Raw genomic sequence first — 26,267 nt, 5'->3', positions numbered from 1 at the left:
AGAATCATGCTCGAACTCCGCCACCTCCGCACGCTCATCGCCCTGCGCGACGCCGGCTCCCTGGTCGAAGCCGCCGAGCGGGTGCACCTGACCCAGTCCGCCCTCTCCCACCAGATCAAGGACCTGGAGGAGCGGCTGGACAACCCGCTGTTCCTGCGCAAGACACGGCCGGTGGAGTTCACCCGCGCCGGGATGCGCCTGCTGGCGCTGGCCGAACAGGTGCTGCCCCAGGTACGCATGGCGGAGCGCGACCTGGCGCGACTGGCCGGCAACGAACAGGGCCGGCTTCACATGGCCATCGAGTGCCACAGCTGCTTCCAGTGGCTGATGCCCACCGTCGACCACTTCCGCGACCACTGGCCCGAGGTGGAGATCGACATTCCCGGCGGCCACCACTTCGATCCCCTGCCGGCCCTGGCCCGCGAGCAGCTCGACCTGGTGATCACCGCCGATCCCCAACCGCTGCCCGGCGTTCACTACGAGCCGCTGTTCCGCTACGAGGGGCTGCTGGCCGTGGCCCGCCAGCACCGCCTGGCCGGCAGGCCGTTCGTGGTGCCGGAGGACCTGGTCGACGAGACGCTGATCACCTATCCGGTGGAGCACGCCATGCTGGATGTCTTCACCCAGTTCCTCGACCCGGCCGGCTGCCGGCCGCGCGAGGTGCGCACCGCCGAGCTGACGATCATGATGATGCAGCTGGTGGCCAGCGGGCGCGGCGTCTGTGCGCTGCCCAACTGGGCGCTGACCGAATACCTGGAACGGGATTACGTGAAGGCGGTACCGCTGGGCGAGCGCGGGGTATGGAGCACGCTGTTCGCGGCGATCCGCGAGGAGACGCGCGACGCGCCCTGGATGGAAGACTTCCTGCGCACCGCCCGCGAGACCTCGTTCTCGGTGCTGGCGGGCATCAAGCCGGCCTGAGCGGTGTGCCTCAGGCGTCGCGGGCGGCGGCGCGCTGGGGCAGCAGCAGCGTGAAACGCGCCCCGCCGAGCGTGGGGCTGGCGTCCACCATCACGCTGCCGCCGTGCCAGGCCATGACCTTCTGCACGATCGACAGCCCCAGGCCGTAGCCACCCGAGTTGCGGGCGCGGCTGTCGTCGAGCCTGGCGAAGGGCTTGAAGATCTCGCTGCGCTTGGCCACCGGCACCCCGGGGCCGTCATCCTCGACGTCGATGCGCACCAGCCGCGGCTCGCCGTGGATGCGGATCACCACCCGGGTACGGGCGTGGCGGCAAGCGTTGGCCACCAGGTTCTGCAGCGCCCGCTGCAGATAGCGCGACTCCGCCGCGGCCTCCACCTCGTCGCCCGGCAGCAGGCTGAGGCTCAGCTGGCCGTGCAGGGGATGCAGCGCCTCGATCACGCGCTCGGCCATCGCCCGGCATTCCACCAGCGAGGTCTCCAGCGGCACGCCGTTGGCCGTCTCGCTGCCCAGGCGCGCGTAGGTGAGAATCTCGTCGACCAGGTCATCGAGCTCGGTGATGTCGGCATCGATGCCCTGCAGGTGGCGCCGCACGCTGGGCTCGTCGGTCATGTCCTCGACCATCTGCACGGCGAAGCGGATGCGCGCCACCGGCGTACGCAGCTCGTGGGACACCGCCCGGATCATGTCCTGCTGGCCGCGCAGCAGCGACTGCACCTGGGCCGCCATGCCGTTCAGCGCCATGCCCAGGCGGCTGAGGAAGTCGTTGCCCTCGACCTTCACCCGCGTGTCCAGGCGGCCCGCGGCGATGCGCGTGGCGGCCAGCTCCAGGCGCGCCATGCGCGCCTCCACGCCGCGCACGATCAGATAGATGATCACCGCCAACATGCCCAGCAGCAGCAACAGCAGCAACAGCAGCAGCGAGGCCGGCAGCGGCTCGAAGGCGTTGAGCGGACCGACCTCGACCCATTGGTTGGCACCATCGCGCCCCGGCAGCCGCAGGTAGAGCGACATCGCCCAGCGCTGGGGCAACAGCCGCACCACCACCTCGGTATCGCTCAGCGTGGCCAGCCGCGCCGGCTCGAGGCCCTCCGGCGGCGTATCGGTCAGGCTCAGCTGTATCACCGGGCTGCGCAGCCGTTCGAGCCGCGCCGCACGGCGCTCGGGCGGCACCGCCAGCAGCCACTGCCCCAGCTGACGGGCCAGTCCCATCAGCTGCTGCTCGCCCAGCGAGTCCAGCTCCACCCGCAGCAACCGTGGCTCCCCCGGCAGTCGCCGGCGCAGCTGCCAGCCCATGGCCTCGGTCTGGCGCACCAGCGTCTGGCCGGCCTCTAGCCGCGCCCGATCGAAATAGCCGAGCGAGGCATCCGACAGTTCATGCAGGGAAAGGCGGAAGCCGAGCCGCGCACTCTGCTCGCGCAGCCAGGCGTCGCGCCGAACGGCGGGCAACGCCTCGAGCTGGGCGCTGAACAGCGTCATCGGCGCCTCGGCGAGCTGCTCCTGGTAGTGCTGACGCCGCACCTTGTCGACCATGGTGATCGCCAGCAGCGCCAGGGCGAACACCATCACCAGGGCCAGCGCCAGCAGCACGTAGACGCGCAGGAAGGTGCTGTCGGAGAGCGCGCGGGGCAGCAGGCGAAAAGAGGCCATCAGCCGTCCTTGACGAACAGGTAGCCCTTGCTGCGCACGGTCTTGATCCGCTGCGGCTGGTTGGGATCGTCACCGATCTTGGGCCGGATGCGCGACACGCGCACGTCGATGGAGCGATCCTGGCCGTCGTACTTGATGCCGCGCAGCTGGGAGAAGATCTCTTCCCGGGTCAGCACCCGGCCGGCGTTGCTGGCCAGCAGCCACAGAAGGTCGAACTCGGCGCTGGTCAGATCGACGCGCTCGCCGGCGAGAAAGGCCTCGCGGGTCGAGTTGTCGATCTCTAGCGGGCCGAAAGCCAGCCGAGGCTCCTCGCCGGCCGCCCCGCTCTCGCGGCGGCGCAGCAGCGCACGCATGCGCGCCAGCAGCACGCGCGGCTGCACCGGCTTGGCCACGTAGTCGTCGGCGCCCATCTCCAGCCCGAGCACCTGATCCATGTCGTCGGTGCGAGCGGTCAGCATCAGGATCGGTCCGGGATAGTCCGAGCGTACCCGGCGACAGATCGACAGGCCGTCCTCGCCGGGCAGCATCAGGTCGAGAATCACCAGGTCGGGCTGCAGATCGAGGATGCGTTCGACGCCCCGGGCGCCATCCGGCTCGAGGGTCACGCGAAAGCCGTTGGCCTCGAGATAGTCGCGAGTCAGCTCGGCCAGGCGCTCATCATCCTCGATGATCAGCACGTGATCCTGCTCTGAAGGGTCCAGGCTATCGTCCATTTGCGCGTCAACTTCCTCAATGGGCGTGCAAGTTAAGAGGGCGCTCGGCACTCGACCGACCACCGATGGCTAAAGAATACCCGACAACGCCGGCCTTCGCTCGTCGCTCGATGGCGCAAAACCCCGCCGATGGCCCAACCGTGCGGGCTGGCGAGACATGCCCAGAACTCCCCCTGAAAGGCCACAGCTCATCCACAAGTTATCCACTTGATGAGCGGCAAAAAGCACACTATCTTGTGCCCACTTCCTGCTGGCACACCACATCATGTGCCATAGCAACCACTCCAGATTCTGTCAACCGTCGCCCCTCGGCGGCCTTCTTCAACCGACAAGGTAGGGACCCCCGGCGCCATGGATACCACCGCTGCCCCGGACCATTCGTCCGTCTCCGTTACCGCACCGCAGACCCTGCGTGTCATCAAGCGCACCGGCGATGTCGCGCCCTTCGATGCCGGCAAGATCGCCGTGGCCCTGAGCAAGGCCTTCATCGCCGTCGAGGGCGACAACGCCGCCACCTCCTCGCGGGTGCGCGACTTCGTGCAGCAGGCCTCCGAGGGCATCGCCCAGGCCTTCCAGCGCCGCATGCCCGACGGCGGCACCGTGCACATCGAGGACATCCAGGACCAGGTCGAGCTGGCCCTGATGCGCGCCGGCGAGCAGAAGGTCGCCCGCGCCTACGTGCTGTACCGCGAGGAGCATGCCCGCGCCCGCGCCGAGGCCAGCGCCGACATCGAGAAGCCGCACCCGACGCTCAACGTCACCGCGCCGGACGGCAGCACCCGCCCGCTGGACCTGGGCCGGGTCGAGACCCTGGTCTCCGACGCCTGCGAGAACCTCACCAACGTCGATCCGCAGAAGATCGTCGAGGACTCGCTGAAGAACCTCTACGACGGCGTGAGCGCCGACGGCGTCTCCCAGGCGCTGATGATGACCGCGCGCACCCTGGTCGAGAAGGATCCCAACTACACCTACGTCACCGCCCGCCTGCTGCAGGACAACCTGCGCCGCGAGGCGCTGTCGTTCCTGGGCATCGCCGACGAGGCGACCTACCAGGAGATGGCCGACTTCTACAAGCCGGCCTTCCAGGCCTACATCGCCAAGGGCATCGAGTTCGAGCAGCTCGACCCGCAGCTCGCCGAGTTCGACCTCGAGCGTCTGGGCGATGCCCTGGACCACACCCGCGACGCCCAGTTCACCTACCTGGGCCTGCAGACCCTCTACGACCGCTACTTCATCCACCGCGACGAGGTGCGCTACGAGCTGCCCCAGGTGATGTTCATGCGCGTCGCCATGGGCCTGGCGCTCAACGAGGACGACCGCGAGGCGCGGGCCATCGAGTTCTACGAGCTGCTCTCCAGCTTCGACTACATGGCCTCCACGCCGACCCTGTTCAACGCCGGCACCGTGCGCAGCCAGCTCTCCAGCTGCTACCTGACCACCGTGCCGGACGACCTGGACAGCATCTACAGCGCCATCCGCGACAACGCCCTGCTCTCCAAGTGGGCCGGCGGCCTGGGCAACGACTGGACGCCGGTGCGCGCGCTGGGCTCCTACATCAAGGGCACCAACGGCAAGTCCCAGGGCGTGGTGCCGTTCCTCAAGGTGGTCAACGACACCGCGGTGGCCGTGAACCAGGGCGGCAAGCGCAAGGGCGCCGTCTGCGCCTACCTCGAGAGCTGGCACCTCGACATCGAGGAGTTCCTCGAGCTGCGCAAGAACACCGGTGACGACCGTCGTCGTACCCACGACATGAACACCGCCAACTGGGTGCCGGACCTGTTCATGAAGCGCGTCTTCGACGACCAGGACTGGACCCTGTTCTCGCCGGCCACCTGCCCGGACCTCCACGACCTGTACGGCGCCGCCTTCGAGAAGCGCTACCAGGAATACGAGGAGATGACCCGCAACGGCCAGCTCAAGCTGTTCAAGCGCGTCAAGGCCAAGGACCTGTGGCGCAAGATGCTGTCGATGCTGTTCGAGACCGGCCACCCGTGGATCACCTTCAAGGATCCGTGCAACCTGCGCAGCCCGCAGCAGCACGCCGGCGTGGTCCACAGCTCCAACCTGTGCACCGAGATCACCCTGAACACCTCTCCGGAGGAAATCGCGGTGTGCAACCTGGGCTCGATCAACCTGGCCCAGCACGTGGTGAACGGCGAGTTCGACGGCGACAAGCTGAAGAAGACCGTCAAGACCGCGGTGCGGATGCTCGATAACGTCATCGACATCAACTACTACGCGGTGCCGCAGGCGAAGAACTCGAACTTCAAGCACCGCCCGGTGGGCCTCGGCATCATGGGCTTCCAGGACGCCCTCTACGCCCAGGACATCGCCTACGCCTCCGAGGACGCCGTGACCTTCGCCGACCGTTCCATGGAGCTGGTCAGCTATCACGCCATCGAAGCCTCCAGCGATCTGGCCGCCGAGCGCGGGCACTACCAGAGCTACGAGGGCTCGCTGTGGAGCCAGGGCGTGCTGCCGATCGATTCCATCGAGAAGCTGAAGGAAGAGCGCGGCGCGAAGTACATCGAGGTCGACACCTCCGCGACCCAGGACTGGGATCGCATCCGCGACAAGGTCGCCGCCCAGGGCATGCGCAACTCCAACGTCATGGCCATCGCCCCGACCGCGACCATCTCGAACATCTGCGGCGTCTCGCAGTCGATCGAGCCGACTTACCAGAACCTGTTCGTGAAATCGAACCTGTCCGGCGAGTTCACCGTGGTCAACTCCTACATGGTCAACGACCTCAAGGAGCGCGGCCTGTGGGATGAGGTCATGATCAACGACCTCAAGTACTACGACGGCTCCGTGCAGCCCATCGACCGCGTGCCGGACGATCTCAAGGCCAAGTACGCCAGCGCCTTCGAGGTCGAGCCCAAGTGGCTGGTCGAGGCCGCCTCCCGTCGCCAGAAGTGGATCGACCAGGCCCAGTCGCTGAACCTCTACATCAAGGGTGTCTCCGGCAAGAAGCTGGACGTGACCTACCGCATGGCGTGGTTCCGCGGCCTCAAGACCACCTACTACCTGCGCGCTCTGGGCGCCACCTCGGTGGAGAAATCCACCGTGGACCGCGGCAACCTGAACGCGGTGAGCAACGCCTCGCCCGGTGCGGCACCGGCTCCGACACCGTCCGCCGCCCCGGAAGCCAAGGAGCCCAAGGGCATCGACGACTTCCTGCAGGGCAAGAACGGCGGCGGTTCCCGCGCGCCCTCGGCCGGCGAGATCGACGAGCTCGGCTGCGAGGCCTGCCAGTAAGCCGACGGCGCCCAGCGCCAGCGCACGAGCCGGAGGGGCACCGCCCTCCGGCTCCGCCCCTTCTACCCTTGCCGCAGCCGCTCACTCCGATGCGAACGCCTGCGGACCATCCGGGAAACCACCGGGAGAGACACAGATGATCGATTGGAACGAGTTCCACGAAGACGACACCGCCACTGCCACCGCCGAGGCGCCCCAGCCGGCACCGGCGCCGCAGCCCGAGCCCAAGGCCGAGGCACCCGCCGAGGAAGTGCGCGACAGCGCCGGCAGCTACCAGGTCGCCGAGCAGGACCGCCTGGCCCGCGCCCAGCAGTCCCTCGAGGAGCTGGACGTGGCCGCCGGCCTCGAGGAACTCGAGATGGGCGCCAAGCGCATCGACGTCGAGCAGAAGCGGATGATCAACGCCCGCGCCGACCTCAACCAGCTGGTGCCCTTCAAGTACGAGTGGGCATGGCAGAAGTACCTGGACGGCAGCGCCAACCACTGGATGCCCCAGGAAGTGAACATGAACGCCGACATCGCGCTGTGGAAGAGCGCGGACGGCCTCACCGAGGACGAGCGCCGCATCGTCGAGCGCAGCCTGGGCTACTTCTCCACCGCCGACTCGCTGGTCGCCAACAACCTGGTGCTGGCCGTCTATCGCCTGATCACCAACCCCGAGTGCCGCCAGTACCTGCTGCGCCAGGCCTTCGAGGAGGCGATCCACACCCACGCCTATCAGTACTGCGTGGAATCGCTGGGCATGGACGAGGGCGAGGTCTTCAACATGTACCGCGAGGTGCCCTCCGTCTCGGCCAAGTCCGCCTGGAGCCTCAAGCACACCCAGTCCCTGGCCCGCCCGGACTTCCACACCGGCACCCCGGAGACCGACCAGGAGCTGCTGCGCAACCTGATCGCCTTCTACTGCGTCACCGAAGGCATCTTCTTCTACTGCGGCTTCAGCCAGATCCTGTCCATGGGTCGGCGCAACAAGATGACCGGCGTCGCCGAGCAGTTCCAGTACATCCTGCGCGACGAGTCGATGCACCTGAACTTCGGCGTCGACATGATCAACCAGATCAAGATCGAGAACCCGCACCTGTGGACGCCCGAGTTCCAGGACGAGGTCACCCAGATGATCCTCGAAGGCACCGAGCTCGAGATCGCCTACGCCCGCGATACCATGCCCCGCGGCGTACTGGGCATGAACGCGGCGATCATGGAGGAGTACCTGCACTTCATCTGCAATCGTCGCCTGGCGCAGATCGGCCTCAAGGAGCAGTTCCCGGGCGCCGAGAACCCCTTCCCGTGGATGAGCGAGATCATCGACCTGCGCAAGGAGAAGAACTTCTTCGAGACCCGCGTCACCGAGTACCAGGTCGGCGGCGCCCTGAGCTGGGACTGATCTCCCTCTCCCCCATATAGATGCGAGCGTCACGCTCGGCGGGCCATGTCAGGCGACATGGCCCGCTTTGCGTCGCGACGCCGCAATGGGTAGGCTTTGCCGCCGTCCCGCACCCCATCCCGTATCACGTCAAAGGAAGCAACATGCAACTCGGTATCATCGGACTCGGCCGAATGGGCGGCAACATCGCACGCCGCCTGGTCCGCGGCGGCCACGAGGTCGTCGCCTACGACCAGGACGCCGCCACCGCTCAGGCCCTCGGCGACGACGGCATCGGCCACGCCGAGAGCCTCGCCGCGCTGGTCGCGAGCCTCGAGGCGCCGCGCGCCGTCTGGGTGATGCTGCCGGCCGGCGAGCCGACCGAGGCCACCATCGACCTCCTGGCCGAGCTGTTGTCGCCGGGCGACACCATCATCGACGGCGGCAACACCTTCTACAAGGACGACATCCGCCGCGCCAGGGCGCTCGCGCCCAAGGGCCTGCACTACGTCGACGTCGGCACCTCCGGCGGTGTCTGGGGCCTGGAGCGCGGCTACTGCATGATGGTCGGCGCCGAGGACGCGACCTTCGACCGCCTGGAGCCGCTGTTCGACACCCTGGCCCCCGGCTACGGCGACCTGGAGCGCACCCGCGGCCGCAACGCCCCGGACGAGCGCGCCGAGCGCGGCTATATCCACGCCGGCCCGGTCGGCGCCGGCCACTACGTCAAGATGGTCCACAACGGCATCGAGTACGGCCTGATGCAGGCCTACGCCGAGGGCTTCGAGCTGATGCAGAGCAAGGGCTCCGCGGATCTGCCGGAAGACGAGCGCTTCGATCTCAACCTGGCCGACGTGGCCGAGGTCTGGCGCCGCGGCAGCGTGGTCTCCTCGTGGCTGCTCGATCTCACCGCCCAGGCCCTGGCCGGCGACCCGCGTCTCGACCACTACTCGGGCGCCGTGTCCGACAGCGGCGAAGGCCGCTGGACCGTCGACGCCGCCGTCGAGCAGGGTGTCTCGACCCCGGTGCTGGCCAACGCGCTGTTCTCGCGCTTCGCCTCGCGCAAGGAAAGCACCTATGCCAACCGCCTGCTCTCGGCGATGCGCTTCGGCTTCGGCGGCCACGTCGAACCGCCCAAGAAGTAACCGGGGGCAGCGCCTAACGGCGCCGCGGCTGGGTCCATATCAGCACCAGCCCCACCAGCATGCCCGCCAGGTGCGCGAAATGCGCCACGCCCTGGCGGGTTCCGGCGATCCCCGACCACAGCTCCACCAGGCCGATGAAGACCACGAAGTACTTGGCCTTCATCGGAATCGGCGGAATCAGCAGCAGGATGTACTGGTTCGGATAACGCAGGCCGAAGGCCAGCAGCAGCGCATAGACGCCGCCCGACGCGCCCACCGTGGGAGCGTAGGCGCCCGTCGAGACCACCAGCAGCTGCGCCGCGGCCGCGCCCAGCACGCACAGGACGTAGTAGCGCGCGAAGCGCTGGCTGCCCCAGTCGCGCTCCAGCGGACTGCCGAACATCCACAGCACGAACATGTTGATGGCCAGGTGGAAGAGGCTGCCGTGCAGGAAGGCGTAGCTCAAGAGCTGCCAGAGGTGGAACTCGCCCGCCGGCAACCCCGAGGGCAGCGTTTCCGGTGTCGCGCCCAGCGGCCACAGCGCGAAGTAGCGCAGCATCGGCCCCGGCAGCAGCTGCTGCACCAGGAAGGTCAGGCCGTTGGCCGCCAGCAGCAGGGCGATCACCGAGCTCCCGCCGCGTCTCTCGCCGCGTCTCTGGCCTTGCTCCAGCGTGCGTCGCACCCGGTGCCCTCCCCTGCGTCGTCTTTACAAGGTGGACGGCCAGGGAGCCGGGGCGCAAGCCGAACGCCACGATGGCCGCCCGTTTGCGCCATGCTCCAGCCTGGGCGACGCTGACCATCAAGGTTCGCCCGGCCATACTGTTCCTTCGCAATCTATTAGAATGTTAATATTACATTCTGTTTTTTCGCTTCGGAGATTCGACGCCCCATGCCCCGACGGTCACTCGCCCCCCTGATGACGCCTCTGCTGCTGCTGCCCGCCGCCGCTCAGGCCGACGAGCTCACGCTCGAGCCGCTGACGGTCAGCGCCCCGCGGCTCGAGCGTGAGCTCTACGCCACGCCCGCCGCCGTGTCCGTGGTGGAAGACGAGCAGATCGCCCAGGGACAGCAGCGCACGCGCCTCGCCGACGCGCTGGCCACCGTGCCCGGCGTCTACTTCCAGAACCGCGCCAACTTCGTCCAGGGCGAGCGGGTGTCGATCCGCGGCTTCGGCGCCCGCACGCCCTGGGGCGTGCGCGGCATCACGGTGCGCGTCGACGGCATTCCCTACACCCTGCCCGACGGCCAGGCCCAGCTCGATGCCATCGATCTGGACAGCGCCCGGCGCATCGAGGTCATCCGCGGCCCGGCGGCGGTGCAGTACGGCAACGCCGCCGGCGGCGTGATCGACGTCACCACCGCCGACGGCGAGAGCGATCCGGGCACCAGGCTCCGCGTCGAGGGCGGCAGCGACGGCTACCGCAAGCTGGCCCTCAGCGACGGTGGCGTCGAGGGCCCCTGGTCGCACCATATCAGCGTCTCGGCGCTGGGCATGGACGGCTATCGCGATCACAGCGAGGTCGAGAAGTACCAGCTCAACGCCAAGCTCAAGCGCGAGCTGGACGCCGACCGCTCGATCACCGCTATCGTCAACCTGCTCGACAATCCGCGCTCCGAGGACCCGGGCGGCCTGACCGCCGAGGCCGTCGGCGAGGACCGCGAAGGCACGATCGACAGCAACTTCTATTCACCGACTCGCATCGATGCAGGACAGTCGGTCGACCAGCAGCTGCTCGGCCTGGAGTACCAGGACCGGGCCGCCGGTCCCGGCGAACTGACCCTGCGCGGCTTCTACCTGCAGCGCGACTTCGAGCAGCAGCTGGCCTATGCCGGCGACAGCTTCGTCGCCTACGATCGTGACTACTACGGCGGCAGCGCCGAGTACCGCCAGTCGCTGACCGTCGGCGGCCTGCCGCTGAGCTACGTGACCGGCGTCGACCTGGCACGCCAGGAAGACGAGCGCTACCGCGACGACGTCACCATCGACGGCGACCACCAGGGCCGCGTCGCCGACGAGACCCAGACCGCCAGTTCGGTCGGCGTCTTCGCCCAGGGCGACCTGGACCTGACCGACCGGTGGACGCTGTCGCTCGGCACCCGCTTCGACCACACCAAGTTCGAGATCGACGACCACTACCTCAGCGACGGCGACAACGGCGGCGATCGCGATTTCGACCAGTGGAGCGGCAGCGCCGGGCTGAGCTATCGCTATCTGCCCAACCACCAGGCCTACCTCTCGACCGGCACCGCCTACGAGACGCCGACCTTCACCGAGTTCGCCAACCCGGCCCGTGTCGGCGGCTTCAATCCGGACATCGAGCCGCAGAAGGCCTGGAACCGCGAGATCGGCCTGCGCGGCACCTTCGTCGACGCCGGGCTCGACTACGACGTGGCGCTGTTCTCGACCCGCGTGCGCGACTCGCTGATCGCCTATCGTGATGACGCCGGACGCGACTTCTATCGCAACGCCGGACGCAGCCGCCAGGACGGCCTGGAAGTGGCCCTGGGCTGGCAGTTCGCCGAGGACTGGCGCCTCGACAGTGCCCTGACAATGGCACGCTACGAGTTCCAGGACTACGAGGACGGCGACGGTAATGACTTCGCCAACAACCGCATCCCGGGCCTGCCCGAGCGCACCTGGATCAACCAGCTGACCTGGCAGGGCCTCGGGGAGCGCTTCGCCACCCTGGAGACCCGCTACGTGGGCTCGATGTTCACCGACGACGCCAACAGCGTGAAGGTCGACGACGTCTGGTTGGCCAACCTGCGCGCCGGCGACGGCTGGCGGCTCGGCGGCGACACCCTGCTCAAGGCCTACGTGGGCGTGCAGAACCTGTTCGATCGCGAGCATTTCGACAACATCGTCATCAACGATCAGCGCGGACGCTACTTCTCCACAGCGCCGGACCGCAGCGTCTATGCCGGCGTGGAGCTGGCGTTCTAGGCCGCGTCTTCCCGCCTCTCTCGGGGCCGCCTAAAGGGGCGGCCCCGCGTCGTTTCCAGGAGCCTGCCCCGATGAATGACACGCCCGTCCTGCATATCGCCGCCGCCCTGATCGAGGACGCCGAGGGCCGCCTGCTGCTGGTGCGCAAGCGCGGCACCGAGGCCTTCATGCAGGCCGGTGGCAAGATCGAGCCCGACGAGTCGCCCGCCGAGGCCCTGGCCCGGGAGCTCGAGGAGGAGCTCGGCCAGCCGCCGACGCGCCTCGAGCCGCTGGGCGAGTTCAGCGCCCCCGCCGCCAACGAGCCCGGCCACGGGCTGCGCGCCCACCTGTTCCGCGCCGAGATCGCGGGTCCGCTGAAGGCCGCCGCCGAGATCGCCGAGCTGCGCTGGGTGACGCCGGTCGAGGCCCTGGCACTGCCGCTGGCGCCGCTGACCCGCGACGAGGTGCTGCCCCGCGCCGGCCTGACCGAGGCCTGAGATGGAACAGCCGATCGTCGGCTATCACCGCGACGACGAGGGCCACTGGGTCGCCGAGCTGGCCTGCGGTCACTATCAGCACGTGCGCCACCAGCCGCCCTGGGTCGAGCGCCCCTGGGTAACCACCGAGGCCGGGCGCCGCTCGCGGCTGGGCCTGGCGCTGCCCTGCGTGAAGTGCGACCGCGGCGAGCCGTCCGATGCCCCGGTCGATACTCCGCCCGAATCCCGCCGCTGAGCCGCCCGACACGCCGGTGGCCGGACCTGCCAACGGGGCGCCTGCGTTAGGATAGAAAGGAAACCGCCCCCACCAAACCGCCATCGAAGGAGCCCGACGTGGCCATCGCCCTGCTCTACAACGTCCTGATCTTCCTCGTTGCAGCGGTGCTGATCGTGCCGCTGGTCAAGCGACTGGGGCTCGGCGAGGTGCTCGGCTATCTGGTCGCCGGCGTGGTGATCGGCCCTTCGGCGCTGGGCCTGGTGCCGGACGCCGACGCCGTGCTGCAGTTCTCCCAGGTCGGCATCGTGTTCCTGCTGTTCGTGATCGGGCTGGAACTCAAGCCGGCCCGCCTCCGGCTGATGCGCAAGGCGGTGTTCCACTTCGGCAGCCTGCAGGTGGCCGTCACCACGGCGCTGCTCACCGGCCTGGCGCTGCTGGCGGGCCTTCCGCCCGCCGCGGCGCTGGTGGTCGGCTTCAGCCTGGGGCTGTGCTCCACGCCGCTGGTGCTGCAGCTGCTGGGCGAACGCGGCGAGCTTTCCAGCCGCCACGGCCGCTACGCCTTCGCCCTGCTGCTGTTCCAGGACATCGCCGCCATTCCGGTGCTGGCGGCCATTCCGCTGCTGGCCGGCGGCGCCTCGCTGGGCGGTGACTGGTGGCACCTGGCAAGCCAGGTTCTGATCGCCGCGGGCGCCTTCGCCGGGCTGATCGTCGGCGGCCGCTATCTGCTGCGCCCGCTGTTCCGCTTCGCCGCCGGCACCCGCAGCCGCGAGGTGTTCGCCGGCACGGCGCTGCTGGTGGTGTTCGGCGCCGCCCTGCTGATGGAACTGGCCGGGCTGTCGATGGCCCTCGGCGCCTTCATCGCCGGGGTGCTGCTGGCCGACTCCGAATACCGCCACAGCATCGAGGCCGACATCGAGCCGTTCCGCGGCCTGCTGCTGGGGCTGTTCTTCATGGCGGTGGGCATGACCGCCCAGATCGGCCTGCTGGCGGAGAAGCCCGGCCTGGCGCTGGGCCTCGCCGCCGGCCTGCTGGCCGCCAAGTGGCTCGCCATGACCCTCGCCGCGCGGCTCTACCGCCGCGACTGGAAGACCGCGCTGAACCTCGGCGCGCTGCTCTCACAGGGCGGCGAGTTCGGCTTCGTGCTGCTCACCGCGGCGGGCGCCGCCGGCCTGCTCGACGCCTCGCTGGTCGGCCTGCTGGTGCTGGTGGTGTCGCTGTCCATGGCCGCCACGCCGGTGCTGTTCCTGCTCCACGCGCGGCTGATCCGGCCGCTGCTCAAGGCCGACAGGCCGCGCCGCGACTACGACCGCCCGCCGCCCATCGGGCCGCAGATCATCATCGCCGGCTTCGGGCGCTTCGGGCAGATCATGGGCCGCATCCTGCAGGGGCTGAAGATTCCCTACACGGTGCTCGACAGCAACGCCGAGCACGTCGACGTGGTGCGCCGCTACGGCAACGACATCTACTTCGGCGACGCCTCGCGCATCGACCTGCTGGAGGCCGCCGGCGCCGACAAGGCCCGGGTGATGGTGGTGGCGATCGGCGACATCGAGACCTCGATGCGCATCGTCCAGCGGGTCAAGCGGCGCTTCCCGCACCTGCGCGTCTACGCCAGGGCCCGGGATCGCTACCACGCCCAGCTGCTGATGCGCGCCGAGGTCACCTACATCATCCGCGAGCTGCTGCCGGCGAGCCTGGAGCTAACCCGCGAGGTGCTGGTCGGCGTCGGCATCTCCCGCGACCAGGCCAGTCACACCGTGGAGACCTTCCGCCCCCACGACGAGCGCGCCCTGGAGCGCCAGCTGGAGGTATTCGGCAACAAGCGCGAGCAGATCCAGACCATCCAGCAGGCCGCCCGAGAGCTCGAGGAGCTGTTCGAGGCCGACGAGGACATCGCCACCACCGCGCCCGAGCGTCCACCGGAGCGGCGCGGCAACACGCGACAGGAGACCCCATGACCCATCACAAGGGCACCCTGGAGACCGGCCGCGACCTGCTGGCCGACGTCAGCCTGCCCGCCGCCGTCATCCACGAGGCACCGCTGGCCCACAACCTGGCCTGGATGCAGGCCTTCGCCGAGCGCCACGGCGCGCGGCTGGCGCCCCACGGCAAGACCACCATGACCCCGGCGCTGTTTCGCCGCCAGCTCGAGGCCGGCGCCTGGGGCATCACGCTGGCCACCCTGCCCCAGTGCCGCGCCGCCTTCGCCGAGGGCGCCACGCGGCTGCTGCTGGCCAACCAGCTGGTCGGCCGCGCCAACATGGCGATCGCCGTCGCGCTGATGCGCGCCGGCGCCGAGCTCTACGTGACCGTGGACGGCCACGACAACGTGGCCGAGCTGGGCGAGTTCTTCGAGGCGGCCGGCCTGACGCTGCCGGTGCTGATCGAGGTGGGCGTGGTCGGCGGACGATGCGGCTGCCGAGACGACAAGCAAGGCGTCGAGCTGGCCCGCGACATCGCCGCCCGGCCGGGGCTGACGCTGGCCGGCCTGGAGGGCTACGAAGGCGTGGTCCACGGCGACGATCCGGCCGCGGCCGTGCGTGCCTACGGCGAGCGGCTGGTGAAGAACCTGCACCGGCTGGCGGACGAGGGGCTGTTCGGCGTCGCATCGCCGATCGTCACCGCCTCGGGCTCGGCCTGGTACGACCTGATCGCCGGGGCCTTCCGCGACGGCGGCCTCGAGGGCCGCTTCACCCCGGTGCTGCGCCCGGGCTGCTACGTGGTGCACGACCATGGCCTCTACCGCGAGGCCCAGCGCGGCGTGCTGGCGCGCCGTCCGGACCTGCACGAAGGCCTGCGCCCGGCGCTCGCGGTCTATGCCCAGGTGCAGTCGCTTCCGGAGCCGGGGCTCGCCATCGTGGCGCTGGGCAAGCGCGACATCGGCGGCGACCGCCTCCCCGAGCCGCTCGCGCGATATCGAGAAGACGGCCGCGTCGAGGCGCCGCTGTCGGTGGAGGGCTGGGAAGTCACCAGGCAGATGGATCAGCACACCTTCGTCGCCCTGCCCGAAGATGCCGGCGACGTGCGCGTAGGCGACGTGGTCGCCTTCGGCGCCTCTCACCCCTGCCTGACCTTCGACAAGTGGCGACTGATCCACCTCGTCGACGACGGCCTGAACGTCGTCGACACCTGGGAGACGTGTTTCTAGGAGTGTCGGGTATCGAAGGCCACGCTGCGCACCAGGGCGACAACCGACATGCCTGGCTTCAGCCCCATCTCGTCGAGGGACTTGCGGGTCAGCCGCGCGCGCAGCCTCTGCTCGTCGATCCCCTTCTCACCGAGCCGCAGGCGCAGCTCCACGGCAGTCTGCCCCGGTCGTGACGGGCCGATCTCCTCGACCGTCGCACGAAGACGATTGCGATAGCTGATGGCGCCGGGTTCGTCCAAGGCCAGCGCCACCTCGCGCACCGGGATGCGCAGCCGCAGCCGCGTGCCGGGCGCGGCGTCCACCGCGGGCAGCGTCAGCCACTGACCGTCGGCCAGGCGCAGCCGGCTGAGCGCATAGTGCGGGTCGTGTTCCTCCACCGTCGCCGTGACCAGGGTCGCGGCATCGAAGCCGCCCAGCCGCTCGGTGAGCTCGAAACGCTGCAGCAGCGCCTCCAGCGGGCCATCGGCGACCACCCGCCCCTGCTCGAGCAGCACCAGATGGTCGGCGATGGCGGTCAGCTCGTCGGGATCGTGGCTGACGTAGACGATGGGAATGTCGATGTCGCCGGCCAGCCGCGCGATGTAGTCCAAGAGCTCCTGCTTGCGGGCACCGTCGAGCCCGGTCAGCGGCTCGTCCATCAGCAACAGCCGCGGCTCGCTGAGCAGCGCCCGGCCGATCGCCACCCGGCGCGCCTCGCCGCCGGACAGCGTGGCCGGGAAACGCTCCAGCAGCGCGCCGATGCCGAGCAGCTCGACCACGGCATCGAAGCGCTCGTGCCCGGCGTCACGCATGCCGTAGGTAAGATTGCCGCGCACCCGGTAGTGGGGAAACAGCCGCGGCTCCTGAAATACCACGCCCAGGCGGCGCCGATGCGGCGGCAGCCGAACGCCACGCGCGGTATCCACCAGCGTCTCGTCGCCAAGGCGGATCGCCCCGCGGTGCGGCGCATCGAGCCCGGCGATCATCCTGAGCAGGCTGGTCTTGCCGCTGCCCGAGGGGCCGAACAGCGCGGTGACGCCGCTGGCGGGCAGCGCCAGCGACGCCGACAGCGAGAACTCGCCGAGGCGCTGCTCGACGTCCAGGGTCAGGGCCGAGCGCGCGTCGGCGGCGCCGTCATGGGCGGCGGTCACATATGACATGGCATCCTCTCAAGACTCCTTACCCATTCGGGCCTTGATGAGCGCCCGGGACGAGTCAGAGCGAGGGGTTTTTGGCCATGGGTGAGGCGACCCTCGCCGAACGGGCTGGCCATGGATGGCCAGCACCGGTCCTGCAAGCGAAGCCGGACGCGAGAGCGCCGCAGGGCCAAAGTAGCGCCCATGGAAGGGTTCATAGCGCCCTCGCTCGACTCGGCGCCGGAATGGCTCATCGCTGCGCAGGCTGTCCTTCATCCATCCCGCTGGCGAAGCCGACGACGGGCCCGGCGGGCCAGCCACTCCGAAGCCATTAGCGAGACCATGGCGATGACCACCGACAGCGCGCACAGCCGCGCCGCCGCGCCCTCCTGGCCGGGGGTCTGGATCAGCGTATAGAGCGCCAGCGGCAGGGTGCGGGTCTCACCGGGAATGTTGGCGGCGAAGGTGATGGTGGCGCCGAACTCCGACAGCGCCCGGGCGAAGGCCAGCACGGTGCCGGTCAGAAGCCCCGGCAGCGCCAGCGGCAGGGTGATGGTGAACAGCACCCGCAGGCGGCCGGCGCCCAGGGTGCTGGCCGCGGCTTCCAGGTCGACGTCCACCGCCTCCAGCGACAGGCGCACGGCGCGCACCAGCAGCGGGAAGGCCATCACCCCGCCGGCCACCGCCGCGCCCTGCCAGGTGAAGGGCAGGCTCACGGCGAACCACTCGTTCAGCCACTGGCCCAGCCAGCCCTGACGGCCCAGCGACAGCAGCAGCAGGTAGCCGACCACCACCGGCGGCAGCACCAGCGGCAGGTGCAGCACGCCGTCGAGCAGCGCCTTGCCGCGGAACTCGTGGCGCGCCATCAGCCACGCCAGGGCGATGCCCGGCACCAGGATCCAGGCCACCGCGATGCCCGCCACGCGCAGGCTGATCAGGATGGCCTCGACCTCCAACGGCGACAGCATCGACTAGCCCTCGGCGCCGTCTTCGGCGGCCGGCTCGGCGCCGGCGGCTTCGAAACCGAAGCGGGTGAAGATGGCCCGGGCCTCGTCGCCGCCCAGCCAGGCGCGGAAGGCCTCGGCGGCGTCATCGGCCGGCGGATCGATCAGCGCCACCGGGTAGCGGATCGCCGGGTGGCTGTCGGCCGGGAACAGGCCCAGCTCGTGCACCCGATCACTGGCCAGCGCATCGGTGCGATAGACGATGCCGAGCGGCGTTTCGCCACGCTCGACCAGCGCCAGGGCGGCGCGCACGTTGTCGGCCCGGGCCAGGCGCGGGGCCAGCGCGCCCCACTCGCCGAGGGACTCGAGCGCCTGCCTGGCATAGATGCCGGCCGGCACATGAGCGGGATCGCCCACCGCCAGGCGCTCGCCGTCACCCAGCAGCGTGCTCAGCGGCGTGCCGTCGCCGGGCGTGAAGGTCTCGGGCTCGTCGTCGGCGGCGATCAGTGCCAGGCGATTGTTCAGCAGATCGGCCCGCTTCCCCAGGGTGATGCCCTGCTCGCCCAGCCAGTCCATCCACTGCTCGTTGGCCGAGAAATAGAGGTCGGCCGGTGCCCCCCGGGCGACCTGACGCGCCGCCGTGGAGGAGGAGGCATAGACCGGCACCACGTCGACGTCGTGATCTTCCTCGTAGCGCGCGATGGCGCTGTTCAGGGCATCGGTGAGCGAGGCGGCGGCGAAGATCCGCACCTTGGGTTGAGAGCCAGGCTCGGCCTGGGCCGGCAAGGCGACGCCCAGCGCCAGGGCGAGGCCGGCGCCGAGGGCGCGCAGCGAGTGGCGGTGGCGAGCAATGAACAGCGACATGAAGCCCCCGTTATGTCTTTTTGGAAACAACGGAACATTAGCGTTCGATGAACGCCCGGGCAAGCGCGATCAGACCGGCGCCTCCCCCGCCAGCAGCGCGAGCAGCGCCCGGGCGTCGTCGCAGGCCTCGGGGTCGAGGCGGCGCTCGAGCGCCCGGTAGCGCGCCAGCAGCGCCTCGCCCAGCGGCGTGAGCTCGGCCCCGCCGCGAGTGCTGCCGCCGGTGCTGGTGGCGATCACTTCGTTCGGGAAGTGGCGGTTCATGGTCTCGATCAGCTGCCAGGCCTTCTTGTAGCTCATGTTCAGCGCGCGGCTGGCCGCGGTGATCGAGCCCTCCCGGGCGATCGCCGCCAGCAGATCGACCTTGCCGGGCCCCAGCACCACGTCGCGGTCGGCGACCAGCCTGAGCTGGAAGGTGGGGCGTTCATGGCGGGTTCGGGTCATCGGCGTGTCCTCGTCGGCAAGGATCGGAAGGGAGAAAGCATTAGCGAGGCTCAGGGCGCCACCAGTCGGGAAGAAGGGCCCGATTCTCGGCGCGGGCGAAGCGGTCGTCCATCAGCACCACCACGCCGCGATCCTCGGGACCGCGGATCACCCGCCCGGCGGCCTGCACCACCTTGATCATCCCGGGCACCCGGTAGGCGTAGTCGAAGCCGCGGCCGAAGCGCGCCTCGAGCCGCGCCTCCAGCGCCGCGTGATAGGCGTCGAAGGGCGGCAGGCCGAGGCTCGCCACGACGGCGCCCACCAGCCGCTCGCCGGGCAGGTCGATGCCCTCGGCGAAGGCGCCGCCGAGCACCGCGAAGGCAATGCCGGTCTCGCCGGGCACGAAGCCGGCCAGGAAGGCCTCGCGCTCCTCTTCGGTCATGCCGCGCCGCTGGGCGCGCACCGGAATCTCCGGGCAGGCCTCGCGGAAGCGTGCCAGCGCCGCCTCCAGGTAGGCGAAGCTGCTGAAGAAGGCCAGGTAGTGGCCGGGACGGCGCCGGTACTGGCCGGCCAGCTCGGCGACGATGGGCGAAAGCGACGCCTCGCGGTCGCGCAGCCGGGTCGAGACGTCGCGGCGCAGCCGCACCTCGAGCTGCTCGGCGACGAAGGGCGCGGGCACGCGGCGAGTCACGGTATCGTCGGGCAGGCCCAGCAGGTCGCGATGATAGCCCGGCGGGCTGAGCGTCGCCGAGAACAGCACCGCGCAGCGGGCGACGCGGAAGCGCGGCGCCAGGAAGTCCGCCGGCACCAGGTTGCGGATCGCCATCCTGGCCCGGCCGCGGCCGTGGCGCTCCAGCTCGCACAGCGAATGCTCGCCGAAGGTCTCGGCGCGGCGGGCGAAGGCCAGCGCCTCGAACAGGAACTCCTGCAGCGCGGGATCACCGCCGGCGGGATGCTCGCCCAGGTAGTCGGTGATCGCCGCCACCGCCTGCTGCAGGGCGCCGAGCATCCCGCCCGGCACCGCGTCCAGCGCCTGCCACTCGCGCTCCTCGACCTCGCGCAGCAGGGCCTGCCAGCGCCGCGCGAGCCGCGACAGCGGCCTCGACAGCGCCGGCGGCGCACCCTTGCGCAGCCGATTGAGCCGGCGCTGGTCGAGCGCCGCGCTGTACATGCCGCGGGCCCGGTCGACCAGGTTATGAGCCTCGTCCACCAGCACGCCGAGCCGCGAGCCATCGGTTTGGGCCAGGCCGTGGATCAGCGCGCCGTCGTCGAAGTAGTGATTGACGTCGCCGACCAGCACGTCGGCCCAGCGGGCCAGCTCCTGGCCCAGGTAGTAGGGGCAGACGCCGTGCTCGAGGGCCAGCTCGCGCAGCGACGCGCGATCCCAGAAACCCCGGGCCACGGCGTCGCGGCGCGCCGCCGGCAGCCGGTCGTAGAAGCCCTGGGCGAGCGGGCAGGAGTCGCCGTGGCAGGCGCGGTCGGGATGCTCGCAGGCCTTGTCCCGTGCCACCAGCTCGAGCACCCGCAGCGGCAGCCGCTCGGTCTCGCGGTCGGCACCCAGGTCCGTCAGGGCATCCAGCGCCAGCCGCCGCCCCGGGGTCTTCATGGTCAGAAACGCCAGCCGGTCGAGGCCCTGGCGCGGCATGGCGGCGAGCAGCGGATAGAGGGTGCCGAGCGTCTTGCCGATGCCGGTGGGCGCCTCGGCCAGCAGGCAGCGGCCGGTGGCGGCGGCGCGGTAGGCGTCCTCGGCCAGAGTCCGCTGGCCGGGGCGGAAGTCGTCGTGGGGAAAGGCCAGCGCGGCGAGGGCCGCGTCCCGCGCCGCGCGGTGCTCGGCCTCCTGATTGGCCCAGGCCGCATAGGCCCGGGCGTGGGCCTCGAGGCGCGTCCACAGCTCGCAGGCGCTCGCCTCCCGGGTCATCACGGTCTCGCGGCCGGTGGCGATGTCCAGGTAGACCAGCGCCACGGTGATCGACGCGAGACCACGCTCGGCGCACAGCAGTGCCCCGTAGGCCTCGGCCTGAGCCCAGTGCAGGGCGCGCTGGTTGGCGGCCATGCGCTCGAGGCTGCCGCGATGGGTCTTGATCTCTTCCAGGCGATTGGCCGCGGGATCGACGCCGTCGGCACGGCCGCTCACGGTCAGGCCGGCGACCTCGGCGGACAGTGCCACCTCGGCCTCGTAGCCCTCGCCGCGCCGCTCACGCACCCGGGCATGGCCCTCGATGCCCTCCCGGGCGCTGGGCGCCGGGGTGAAGCGGTGGTCCAGATCGCCCTCGCGGGCGGTGAATTCGCACAGCGCCCGCACGGCGACGCGGCGGCCAGGCTCGCTCACTGCCTCATTCATGGTCCCGCTCACGGGCTCGCTCTCCGCTCCGCTCAAGACGCCTCCCAGCGCACGCGGCAGACCGCCACCGGGATGTCATGGGCGTGGAAGAAGGCCAGCCAGCGGCGCTGGTTGTCCTGCAGGCGGTCGCCGGGGCCCTTCACCTCGATCAGCCGATAGCCGGGCACGTCAGGGGGAGCGTCGGGGAAGAACTGGATCAGATCGGGCAGCCCGGCGCGATTGGCCCGCGGGTCATCCAGCAGCCGCGCGAACAGGGCGCGCAGGTGCGCGGGCGGGATGGCGGCCAGAGCGCGCTCCAGCAGCGCCTCGTCGAGCGCCCCCCAGTGCACGAAGGGCGAGGCCAGGCCCCACTTGACGCGGAAGCGCTCGCGGACGGTGTCACGGTAGCGGCCGTCATCGAGCTCGGCCAGGCAGTCGTCGAACAGGTCGCGGCGCCGGGCCACGAAGTCCTCGCGATTGAGATCGGCCGGTCCCGAATGGAAGGGGTGGAAGAAGGCGCCGGGCAGCGGCGCGAAGATCGCCTCCCAGCACAGCAGGCCGAACAGCCCGGTGATCAGCGTGTTCTCCACAAAGCAGACCGGCGCCTCGAGCGTGCCCAGGTGCTCGGCCACCGCCCGCTCCACGCCGCCGGGAGACGGGGCCAGCACCAGGTCGAGCCGCTCGGGCGCGGGCTCGATCTCACGCGCCGGCGCCGGCAGGCCCAGCTTGCGGCACAGCCGCGGGCGCAGCCGGGCCAGCGCCTGGCGTTCGGCCTCGTCCACCGGGTCGGCGGCGTCGATCAGCCGATGGGCCAGCGCGAACTCGCCGCGCCGCTCGAGCAGCCGCAGCCGACGCACCCGAGCCTCACCGAGGCCGGCGGCGGCGTAAGCCTCGAGGGCCGATTCGGCCTCGCCCCGCCGCTCGGCCTCGCGGCCCAGCTTGAGCAGCAGCCGCGCGCGACGGGCGGCCAGCCAGGCGTTGTCCGGCGCGCCCGGTACCTCGGCGGCCAGCGCCAGCGGGCATTCGCCGTCGTCGAGGCGCTCGCGCAGCCGGTGCAGGGCCAGGTAGGCGTCGACCTCGTCGCGGCGCCGGAAGGCGCGGGACTCCGGGCCGAAGGGCACGCTCTCGAAACGCTGCAGGCCGAGCTCGGCGAGCACGAACTCCGCCCAGTCCTGGCGCAGGTTGCCGAAGAACATCAGCCTGAGCCGGTCGCAGAGGTCCATCAGGGTGAGGCGCACCACCCGATCCGGCGCCCCCGGCCACCAGTCGCCCAGACTGCGAGACTCGAGCCCGCGCTCGGCCAGGGCGGCGTGCAGCACGCCCTTGGCCACGCTTTTCGGCAGGCCGGCCGCGGCGATCTCGTCGGCAAAGGCTTGCTTGAGTTCGGCCAGGCGCAGCTGGCGGAACAGCTCGTCGAGGGTGAGCGGCGGGGCCGCCTCGACCCAGCCGGCCTCGATCAGCGGGCCGAGCGCGGCCTCGGCCTCGCCAATCTCGTCGTAGGCCAGGCGCGAGACGCGGAAGTGTTCGCCCTTGCGCATCACCATCCGCACCAGCAGCGCCCGAGAGGCTCGGGGCAGGCGCGGGAACTCGGCGAGAAAGGCACGCTCGGGCTCGGAGAGCAGGTCCGCGTGGCGCGCGGCCACCCAGTCCAGCACGCACTGGAAGTTCGCCAGATAGTAGAAGGGATCGTCCAGAGAGGCCGTGAACGCGGCGGCGGACGTGATGCTGTTCATGGACGCCATGGTATCAGCCTCGCGCCGGCCGGTGAGCCCCGTCGGCACTCAGCCCTTGTCCTTTTCGGGCAGCCGCAGGGTCAGGGTGTCACCACGCATCTGCAGCTCGAAGCGACCGAGGAAGCTCATGCCCAGCAGCACCGTGTCGCCCTCGAGGCCCGGCACGACGGAGCCGCGGACGTCACGCGCGACCAGCCCGCCGAGACGCACCTCGTCGAGGATCGTCAGATGGCCGCGCACCCGGCCGTTGGCGGTGGAGAAGCTGGCCGCGCCGCGCAGCGGCAGGTCGAGGCGCTCGGCCAGGTCGGCGGGCACGGCCACCTGGGTGGCGCCGGTGTCGAGCAGCATGGTCACCGGCTCGCCGTTGAGGCGCCCGGTAGCCACGAAATGGCCATTGGCGTTGCGCGCGAGCGTCAGCGGGCCGCCGTCCAGCGACTCGACGAGATTGGCGTTGGGGTTCTCTCGCTCGTCGAACCAGCCCTGGAACCACCAGGTGCCGAGCCCGATCAGCAGCGCCCAGAAGGCCAGCATCATGCCCAGCCCCGCACGCTTCACGCCACCGCCCCGTTCGCTCATTCACCGCCCTCCCCTCGTCCGGCGCGCCCATCATGACACTGGACGCCCGCCGGCGCCCATGCTGGGATGAGGCCTTTCGTTCACCCTCAAGGAGCGATCATGAGCGACGCCTCCCCTTCCTCCGACACTTTCTCCGCCGAGGCCCTCGAGGCCGGCACGATCTACCGGCTGTTCTCCGGCGCCATCGCCCCGCGCCCCATCGCCTGGGTCGCCACCGTCGACGCCGAGGGGCGCGCCAACCTGGCGCCCTTCTCGTTCTTCAATGTGGCGAGCGTCACTCCGCCGGTGCTGGCCTTCTCGCCACTGCTCAACGGCGAGGGCCAGGCCAAGGACACCCTTCACAACCTCGACGAGGTCGGCGAATGCGTGATCCACGTCGGCAGCGAGGCGCTGGCCGAGGCGCTCAACGCCACCAGCGCCAGCCTGCCCCGCGGCGCGGACGAGTTCGACCACGCCGGCCTGACCAAGGCGCCGATGGGCGAGCTCAGGGTGCCGCGCATCGCCGAGTCGCCGATCGCCTTCGGCTGCCGGCTGCGCGAGGTGATCCGCTTCGGCGACAGCCCGCTGGCCGGCAACCTGGTGCTCGCCGAGGTGGTCGCGGTGCACGCCGCGCCCGAGGTCTGGGACGGCCGCCACGTGGATATCGAGACGCTGCGCCCGATCGGCCGCATGGCCGGCTCGGACTATAGCCGCACCACCGACCTGTTTGCCCTCGAACGCCCCGCCTGAAATAGCGTTTTATACCCGCTAGATGGCCCCAGTGAGCCATGTCGGGGACAAGCTTAAGCGAGGGTTTTTTGGCCATGGGTGAGGCGACCCTCGCCGAACGGGCTGGCCATGGATGGCCAGCACCGGTCCTGCAAGCGGAGCAGGACGCGAGAGTGCTACAGGGCCAAAGTAGCGCCCAGGGATGGGTTCATAGCGCCCTCGCGCGAGCTTGTCTCCGGCCTCATTTAGCCCCCTGAAGACACAGTTGAACCATTTATCCTCTCCCACTCTCTTGCCGCCCGCATTCCCCGCGCCTGATCGACAAACAGGCAGATCAGGATGGCGACGATGAACAGTCCCGCACACAGCAGGATCGAGGCTTGCAGCCCGACCACCGACTGCAGAAGTCCCAGGGCGACGATGCCCACCACCCCGGCGAGCTTGTTGGCCAGGCCCCAGAAGCCGAAGAACTCGGCGGCCTTGCGGCTGGGCGAGAACAGCCCCACCAGCGCGCGGCTGGCGGACTGGCTCGACCCCAGGCTGAGCCCCGCCAGACAGCCGACCAGCAGGAACAGGTGCTGGGCCTGCCAGTCGAGGCCCAGCGCGGCGTTGAGCCAGTCGGTGAGCGCGGGCGTGGCCCAGATCGCCAGGATCGCCGCCACCCACAGCACCAGGGTGATCAGGTAGGTCACCCGGGTGCCGATGCGGTCCTGGATGGCGCCAAAGCCGATCGCCCCGGCGGCGGCGGTGACCTGCACGATGATGAACATCAGGTTGCGCACGGACTCGTCCCAGCCGATCACCTGGGCGCCATAGATGAAGGCGAAGGCGATGATGATGTAGACCCCGGCCATGGAGAACAGCAGCGACACCAGGAAGATCGCCAGGTCGCGGAAGCGGCGCAGCTCGTGGAGGGTGGTCGAGACCCGCCGCCAGGCGATCGCGCGATAGGACAGCCCGCTGTTCTGCGGCGTGCCTCGCTCCTTCACCCACAGGAAGGTGGGGATGGCGGTGACCAGGAAGAAGCCGGCGGCGAAGGGCCCGACCCAGCGGATGCGCTCGAAGTTCTCGGCGCTGGCCTCGCCCAGCACCACCAGGGTGAAGCCGGCGGCGAACAGCCCGCCGACGTAGCCCAGCGCCCAGCCGAAGCCCGAGATGCGGCCCAGCGACTCCGGCGGCCCGAGGCCCGGCAGGAAGGCGGCGATGAAGGACTCGCCCATGGAGTAGGCGTAGTTCGAGACCACGATCAGGATCAGCCCCAGCCACACGTAGCCCGGGGCAACGAAATAGAGCAGCGCCGTGGCGACGATGGTGACCACGTAGCTGGCGAACAGGAAACGCTTCTTCTCCGCCCGGTAGTCCATCACCGCCCCGCACAGCGGGCCGGTCACCACCACCAGCAGGTAGCTGACCGCCAGCGCCAGGCTCCACAGGAAGTTGGCAAGCCGGTAGCCGTCGCCGCGGTCGCCGACGATCACCGTGGTGAACAGCTCGCCGAACACCACGGTGATGATCAGCAGCGTGTAGGCCTGGTTGGCGAAGTCGAACATCGCCCAGCCCAGGATCTCCTTGCGCGAGGCCCAAGGCGTCGCGGGCGCGTCGGCGGTGGTCACGCTCATGGCGGGGCATCCCTGTCGAGAAAGAGGCCAAGATAGCAAGGGCGAGGGGCGAGGGGCGAGGGGCGAGGGGCGAGGGGCGGCTATCCGACCGGGGGAACGTCCCGGCCGCAAGGCGAGGCGCTGCCGGCCTGAGGTGGGTGAGCTTTCCTGCGTTTG

The 26,267-nt window shown here is 70.1% G+C and carries 21 protein-coding genes; 10 read left to right on the top strand and 11 right to left on the bottom strand.

Annotation, left to right across the window (positions count from 1 at the left end):
* Positions 1 to 6: 6 nt before the first annotated feature.
* Complete coding sequence (locus MYL53_RS08140) at positions 7 to 921, top strand: LysR family transcriptional regulator (RefSeq protein WP_247853137.1); 915 nt, start codon at positions 7 to 9, stop codon at positions 919 to 921.
* Between the two features lie 10 nt (positions 922 to 931).
* On the opposite strand, the gene MYL53_RS08135 is transcribed toward MYL53_RS08140, so the two are convergent.
* Together MYL53_RS08135 and MYL53_RS08130 are read right to left on the bottom strand one after the other, a co-directional pair.
* Positions 932 to 2,569 carry an ATP-binding protein gene (locus MYL53_RS08135; RefSeq protein ID WP_247853135.1) on the bottom strand — a complete coding sequence of 546 codons (1,638 nt, stop codon included), beginning with the start codon at positions 2,567 to 2,569 and terminating at the stop codon, positions 932 to 934.
* Positions 2,569 to 3,282, bottom strand: a complete 714-nt coding sequence (locus MYL53_RS08130; protein WP_247853134.1) for a winged helix-turn-helix domain-containing protein — start codon at positions 3,280 to 3,282, stop codon at positions 2,569 to 2,571. Before MYL53_RS08130 ends, MYL53_RS08135 begins: the two co-directional genes overlap by 1 nt.
* A gap of 351 nt (positions 3,283 to 3,633) precedes the next feature.
* Between MYL53_RS08130 and MYL53_RS08125 the strand changes: the two genes are divergently transcribed.
* The 3 genes from MYL53_RS08125 to gnd all read left to right on the top strand — a co-directional run bounded on the left by MYL53_RS08125 (position 3,634) and on the right by gnd (position 9,048).
* Positions 3,634 to 6,540 (top strand): ribonucleoside-diphosphate reductase subunit alpha, encoded by a 2,907-nt coding sequence (locus MYL53_RS08125; RefSeq protein ID WP_247853133.1) that lies wholly within the window; start codon positions 3,634 to 3,636, stop codon positions 6,538 to 6,540.
* Between the two features lie 136 nt (positions 6,541 to 6,676).
* The gene (locus MYL53_RS08120; protein WP_247853131.1) at positions 6,677 to 7,924 is read left to right on the top strand and encodes a ribonucleotide-diphosphate reductase subunit beta; all 1,248 of its coding nucleotides are present in this window, start codon (positions 6,677 to 6,679) and stop codon (positions 7,922 to 7,924) included.
* Between the two features lie 143 nt (positions 7,925 to 8,067).
* Entirely contained in the window at positions 8,068 to 9,048 is a 981-nt protein-coding gene (gene gnd / locus MYL53_RS08115) for a phosphogluconate dehydrogenase (NAD(+)-dependent, decarboxylating) (protein WP_247853129.1), read from the top strand.
* A gap of 13 nt (positions 9,049 to 9,061) precedes the next feature.
* On the opposite strand, the gene MYL53_RS08110 is transcribed toward gnd, so the two are convergent.
* Positions 9,062 to 9,709, bottom strand: a complete 648-nt coding sequence (locus tag MYL53_RS08110; RefSeq protein WP_247853127.1) for a rhomboid family intramembrane serine protease — start codon at positions 9,707 to 9,709, stop codon at positions 9,062 to 9,064.
* A 207-nt stretch (positions 9,710 to 9,916) separates the two neighbouring features.
* Between MYL53_RS08110 and MYL53_RS08105 the strand changes: the two genes are divergently transcribed.
* The 5 genes from MYL53_RS08105 to MYL53_RS08085 all read left to right on the top strand — a co-directional run bounded on the left by MYL53_RS08105 (position 9,917) and on the right by MYL53_RS08085 (position 15,812).
* On the top strand, positions 9,917 to 11,971 hold the full coding sequence (locus MYL53_RS08105; protein ID WP_247853126.1) for a TonB-dependent receptor family protein: 2,055 nt from the start codon (positions 9,917 to 9,919) through the stop codon (positions 11,969 to 11,971).
* Positions 11,972 to 12,042: 71 nt separating this feature from the next.
* Positions 12,043 to 12,447: an NUDIX hydrolase gene (locus MYL53_RS08100; protein ID WP_247853125.1), complete on the top strand. Its 405-nt coding sequence runs from the start codon at positions 12,043 to 12,045 to the stop codon at positions 12,445 to 12,447.
* A gap of 1 nt (position 12,448) precedes the next feature.
* Entirely contained in the window at positions 12,449 to 12,682 is a 234-nt protein-coding gene (locus MYL53_RS08095) for a DUF3565 domain-containing protein (RefSeq protein WP_247853123.1), read from the top strand.
* Positions 12,683 to 12,780: 98 nt separating this feature from the next.
* A complete protein-coding gene (locus tag MYL53_RS08090; protein WP_247853122.1) occupies positions 12,781 to 14,622 on the top strand; it encodes a monovalent cation:proton antiporter-2 (CPA2) family protein in 1,842 nt (613 codons plus the stop codon).
* Positions 14,619 to 15,812, top strand: coding sequence for an amino acid deaminase (locus MYL53_RS08085; protein WP_247853121.1), 1,194 nt, complete (start codon positions 14,619 to 14,621; stop codon positions 15,810 to 15,812). The genes MYL53_RS08090 and MYL53_RS08085 overlap by 4 nt, the downstream gene beginning before the upstream one ends.
* Here MYL53_RS08085 and modC read toward each other — a convergent pair.
* The 7 genes from modC to MYL53_RS08050 all read right to left on the bottom strand — a co-directional run bounded on the left by modC (position 15,809) and on the right by MYL53_RS08050 (position 23,784).
* On the bottom strand, positions 15,809 to 16,951 hold the full coding sequence (modC, locus tag MYL53_RS08080) for a molybdenum ABC transporter ATP-binding protein (RefSeq protein WP_247853119.1): 1,143 nt from the start codon (positions 16,949 to 16,951) through the stop codon (positions 15,809 to 15,811). The genes MYL53_RS08085 and modC overlap by 4 nt on opposite strands.
* A gap of 248 nt (positions 16,952 to 17,199) precedes the next feature.
* Positions 17,200 to 17,895 (bottom strand): molybdate ABC transporter permease subunit, encoded by a 696-nt coding sequence (gene modB / locus MYL53_RS08075; protein WP_247853118.1) that lies wholly within the window; start codon positions 17,893 to 17,895, stop codon positions 17,200 to 17,202.
* A 3-nt stretch (positions 17,896 to 17,898) separates the two neighbouring features.
* On the bottom strand, positions 17,899 to 18,735 hold the full coding sequence (gene modA, locus MYL53_RS08070) for a molybdate ABC transporter substrate-binding protein (protein ID WP_247853117.1): 837 nt from the start codon (positions 18,733 to 18,735) through the stop codon (positions 17,899 to 17,901).
* Positions 18,736 to 18,804: 69 nt separating this feature from the next.
* Positions 18,805 to 19,176, bottom strand: a complete 372-nt coding sequence (locus MYL53_RS08065) for a winged helix-turn-helix domain-containing protein (RefSeq protein ID WP_247853115.1) — start codon at positions 19,174 to 19,176, stop codon at positions 18,805 to 18,807.
* A 40-nt stretch (positions 19,177 to 19,216) separates the two neighbouring features.
* Complete coding sequence (locus MYL53_RS08060) at positions 19,217 to 21,496, bottom strand: ATP-dependent DNA helicase (RefSeq protein WP_247853113.1); 2,280 nt, start codon at positions 21,494 to 21,496, stop codon at positions 19,217 to 19,219.
* Positions 21,497 to 21,528: 32 nt separating this feature from the next.
* Complete coding sequence (locus MYL53_RS08055; RefSeq protein ID WP_247853537.1) at positions 21,529 to 23,208, bottom strand: VRR-NUC domain-containing protein; 1,680 nt, start codon at positions 23,206 to 23,208, stop codon at positions 21,529 to 21,531.
* Positions 23,209 to 23,256: 48 nt separating this feature from the next.
* Positions 23,257 to 23,784: a retropepsin-like aspartic protease family protein gene (locus MYL53_RS08050; RefSeq protein WP_247853111.1), complete on the bottom strand. Its 528-nt coding sequence runs from the start codon at positions 23,782 to 23,784 to the stop codon at positions 23,257 to 23,259.
* 99 nt (positions 23,785 to 23,883) lie between these two features.
* Here MYL53_RS08050 and MYL53_RS08045 point away from each other — a divergent pair, with 99 nt between their 5' ends.
* A complete protein-coding gene (locus tag MYL53_RS08045; RefSeq protein ID WP_247853110.1) occupies positions 23,884 to 24,513 on the top strand; it encodes a flavin reductase family protein in 630 nt (209 codons plus the stop codon).
* A gap of 224 nt (positions 24,514 to 24,737) precedes the next feature.
* Here MYL53_RS08045 and MYL53_RS08040 read toward each other — a convergent pair whose 3' ends face one another.
* A complete protein-coding gene (locus tag MYL53_RS08040) occupies positions 24,738 to 26,111 on the bottom strand; it encodes an MFS transporter (RefSeq protein WP_247853109.1) in 1,374 nt (457 codons plus the stop codon).
* Positions 26,112 to 26,267 lie beyond the last annotated feature (156 nt).

The organism is Halomonas getboli (assembly GCF_023094245.1).
GTDB lineage: Bacteria > Pseudomonadota > Gammaproteobacteria > Pseudomonadales > Halomonadaceae > Halomonas > Halomonas getboli.
Note: the sequence above shows the minus strand (reverse complement) of the source record. Positions and strands in the feature narration are given on the sequence as shown.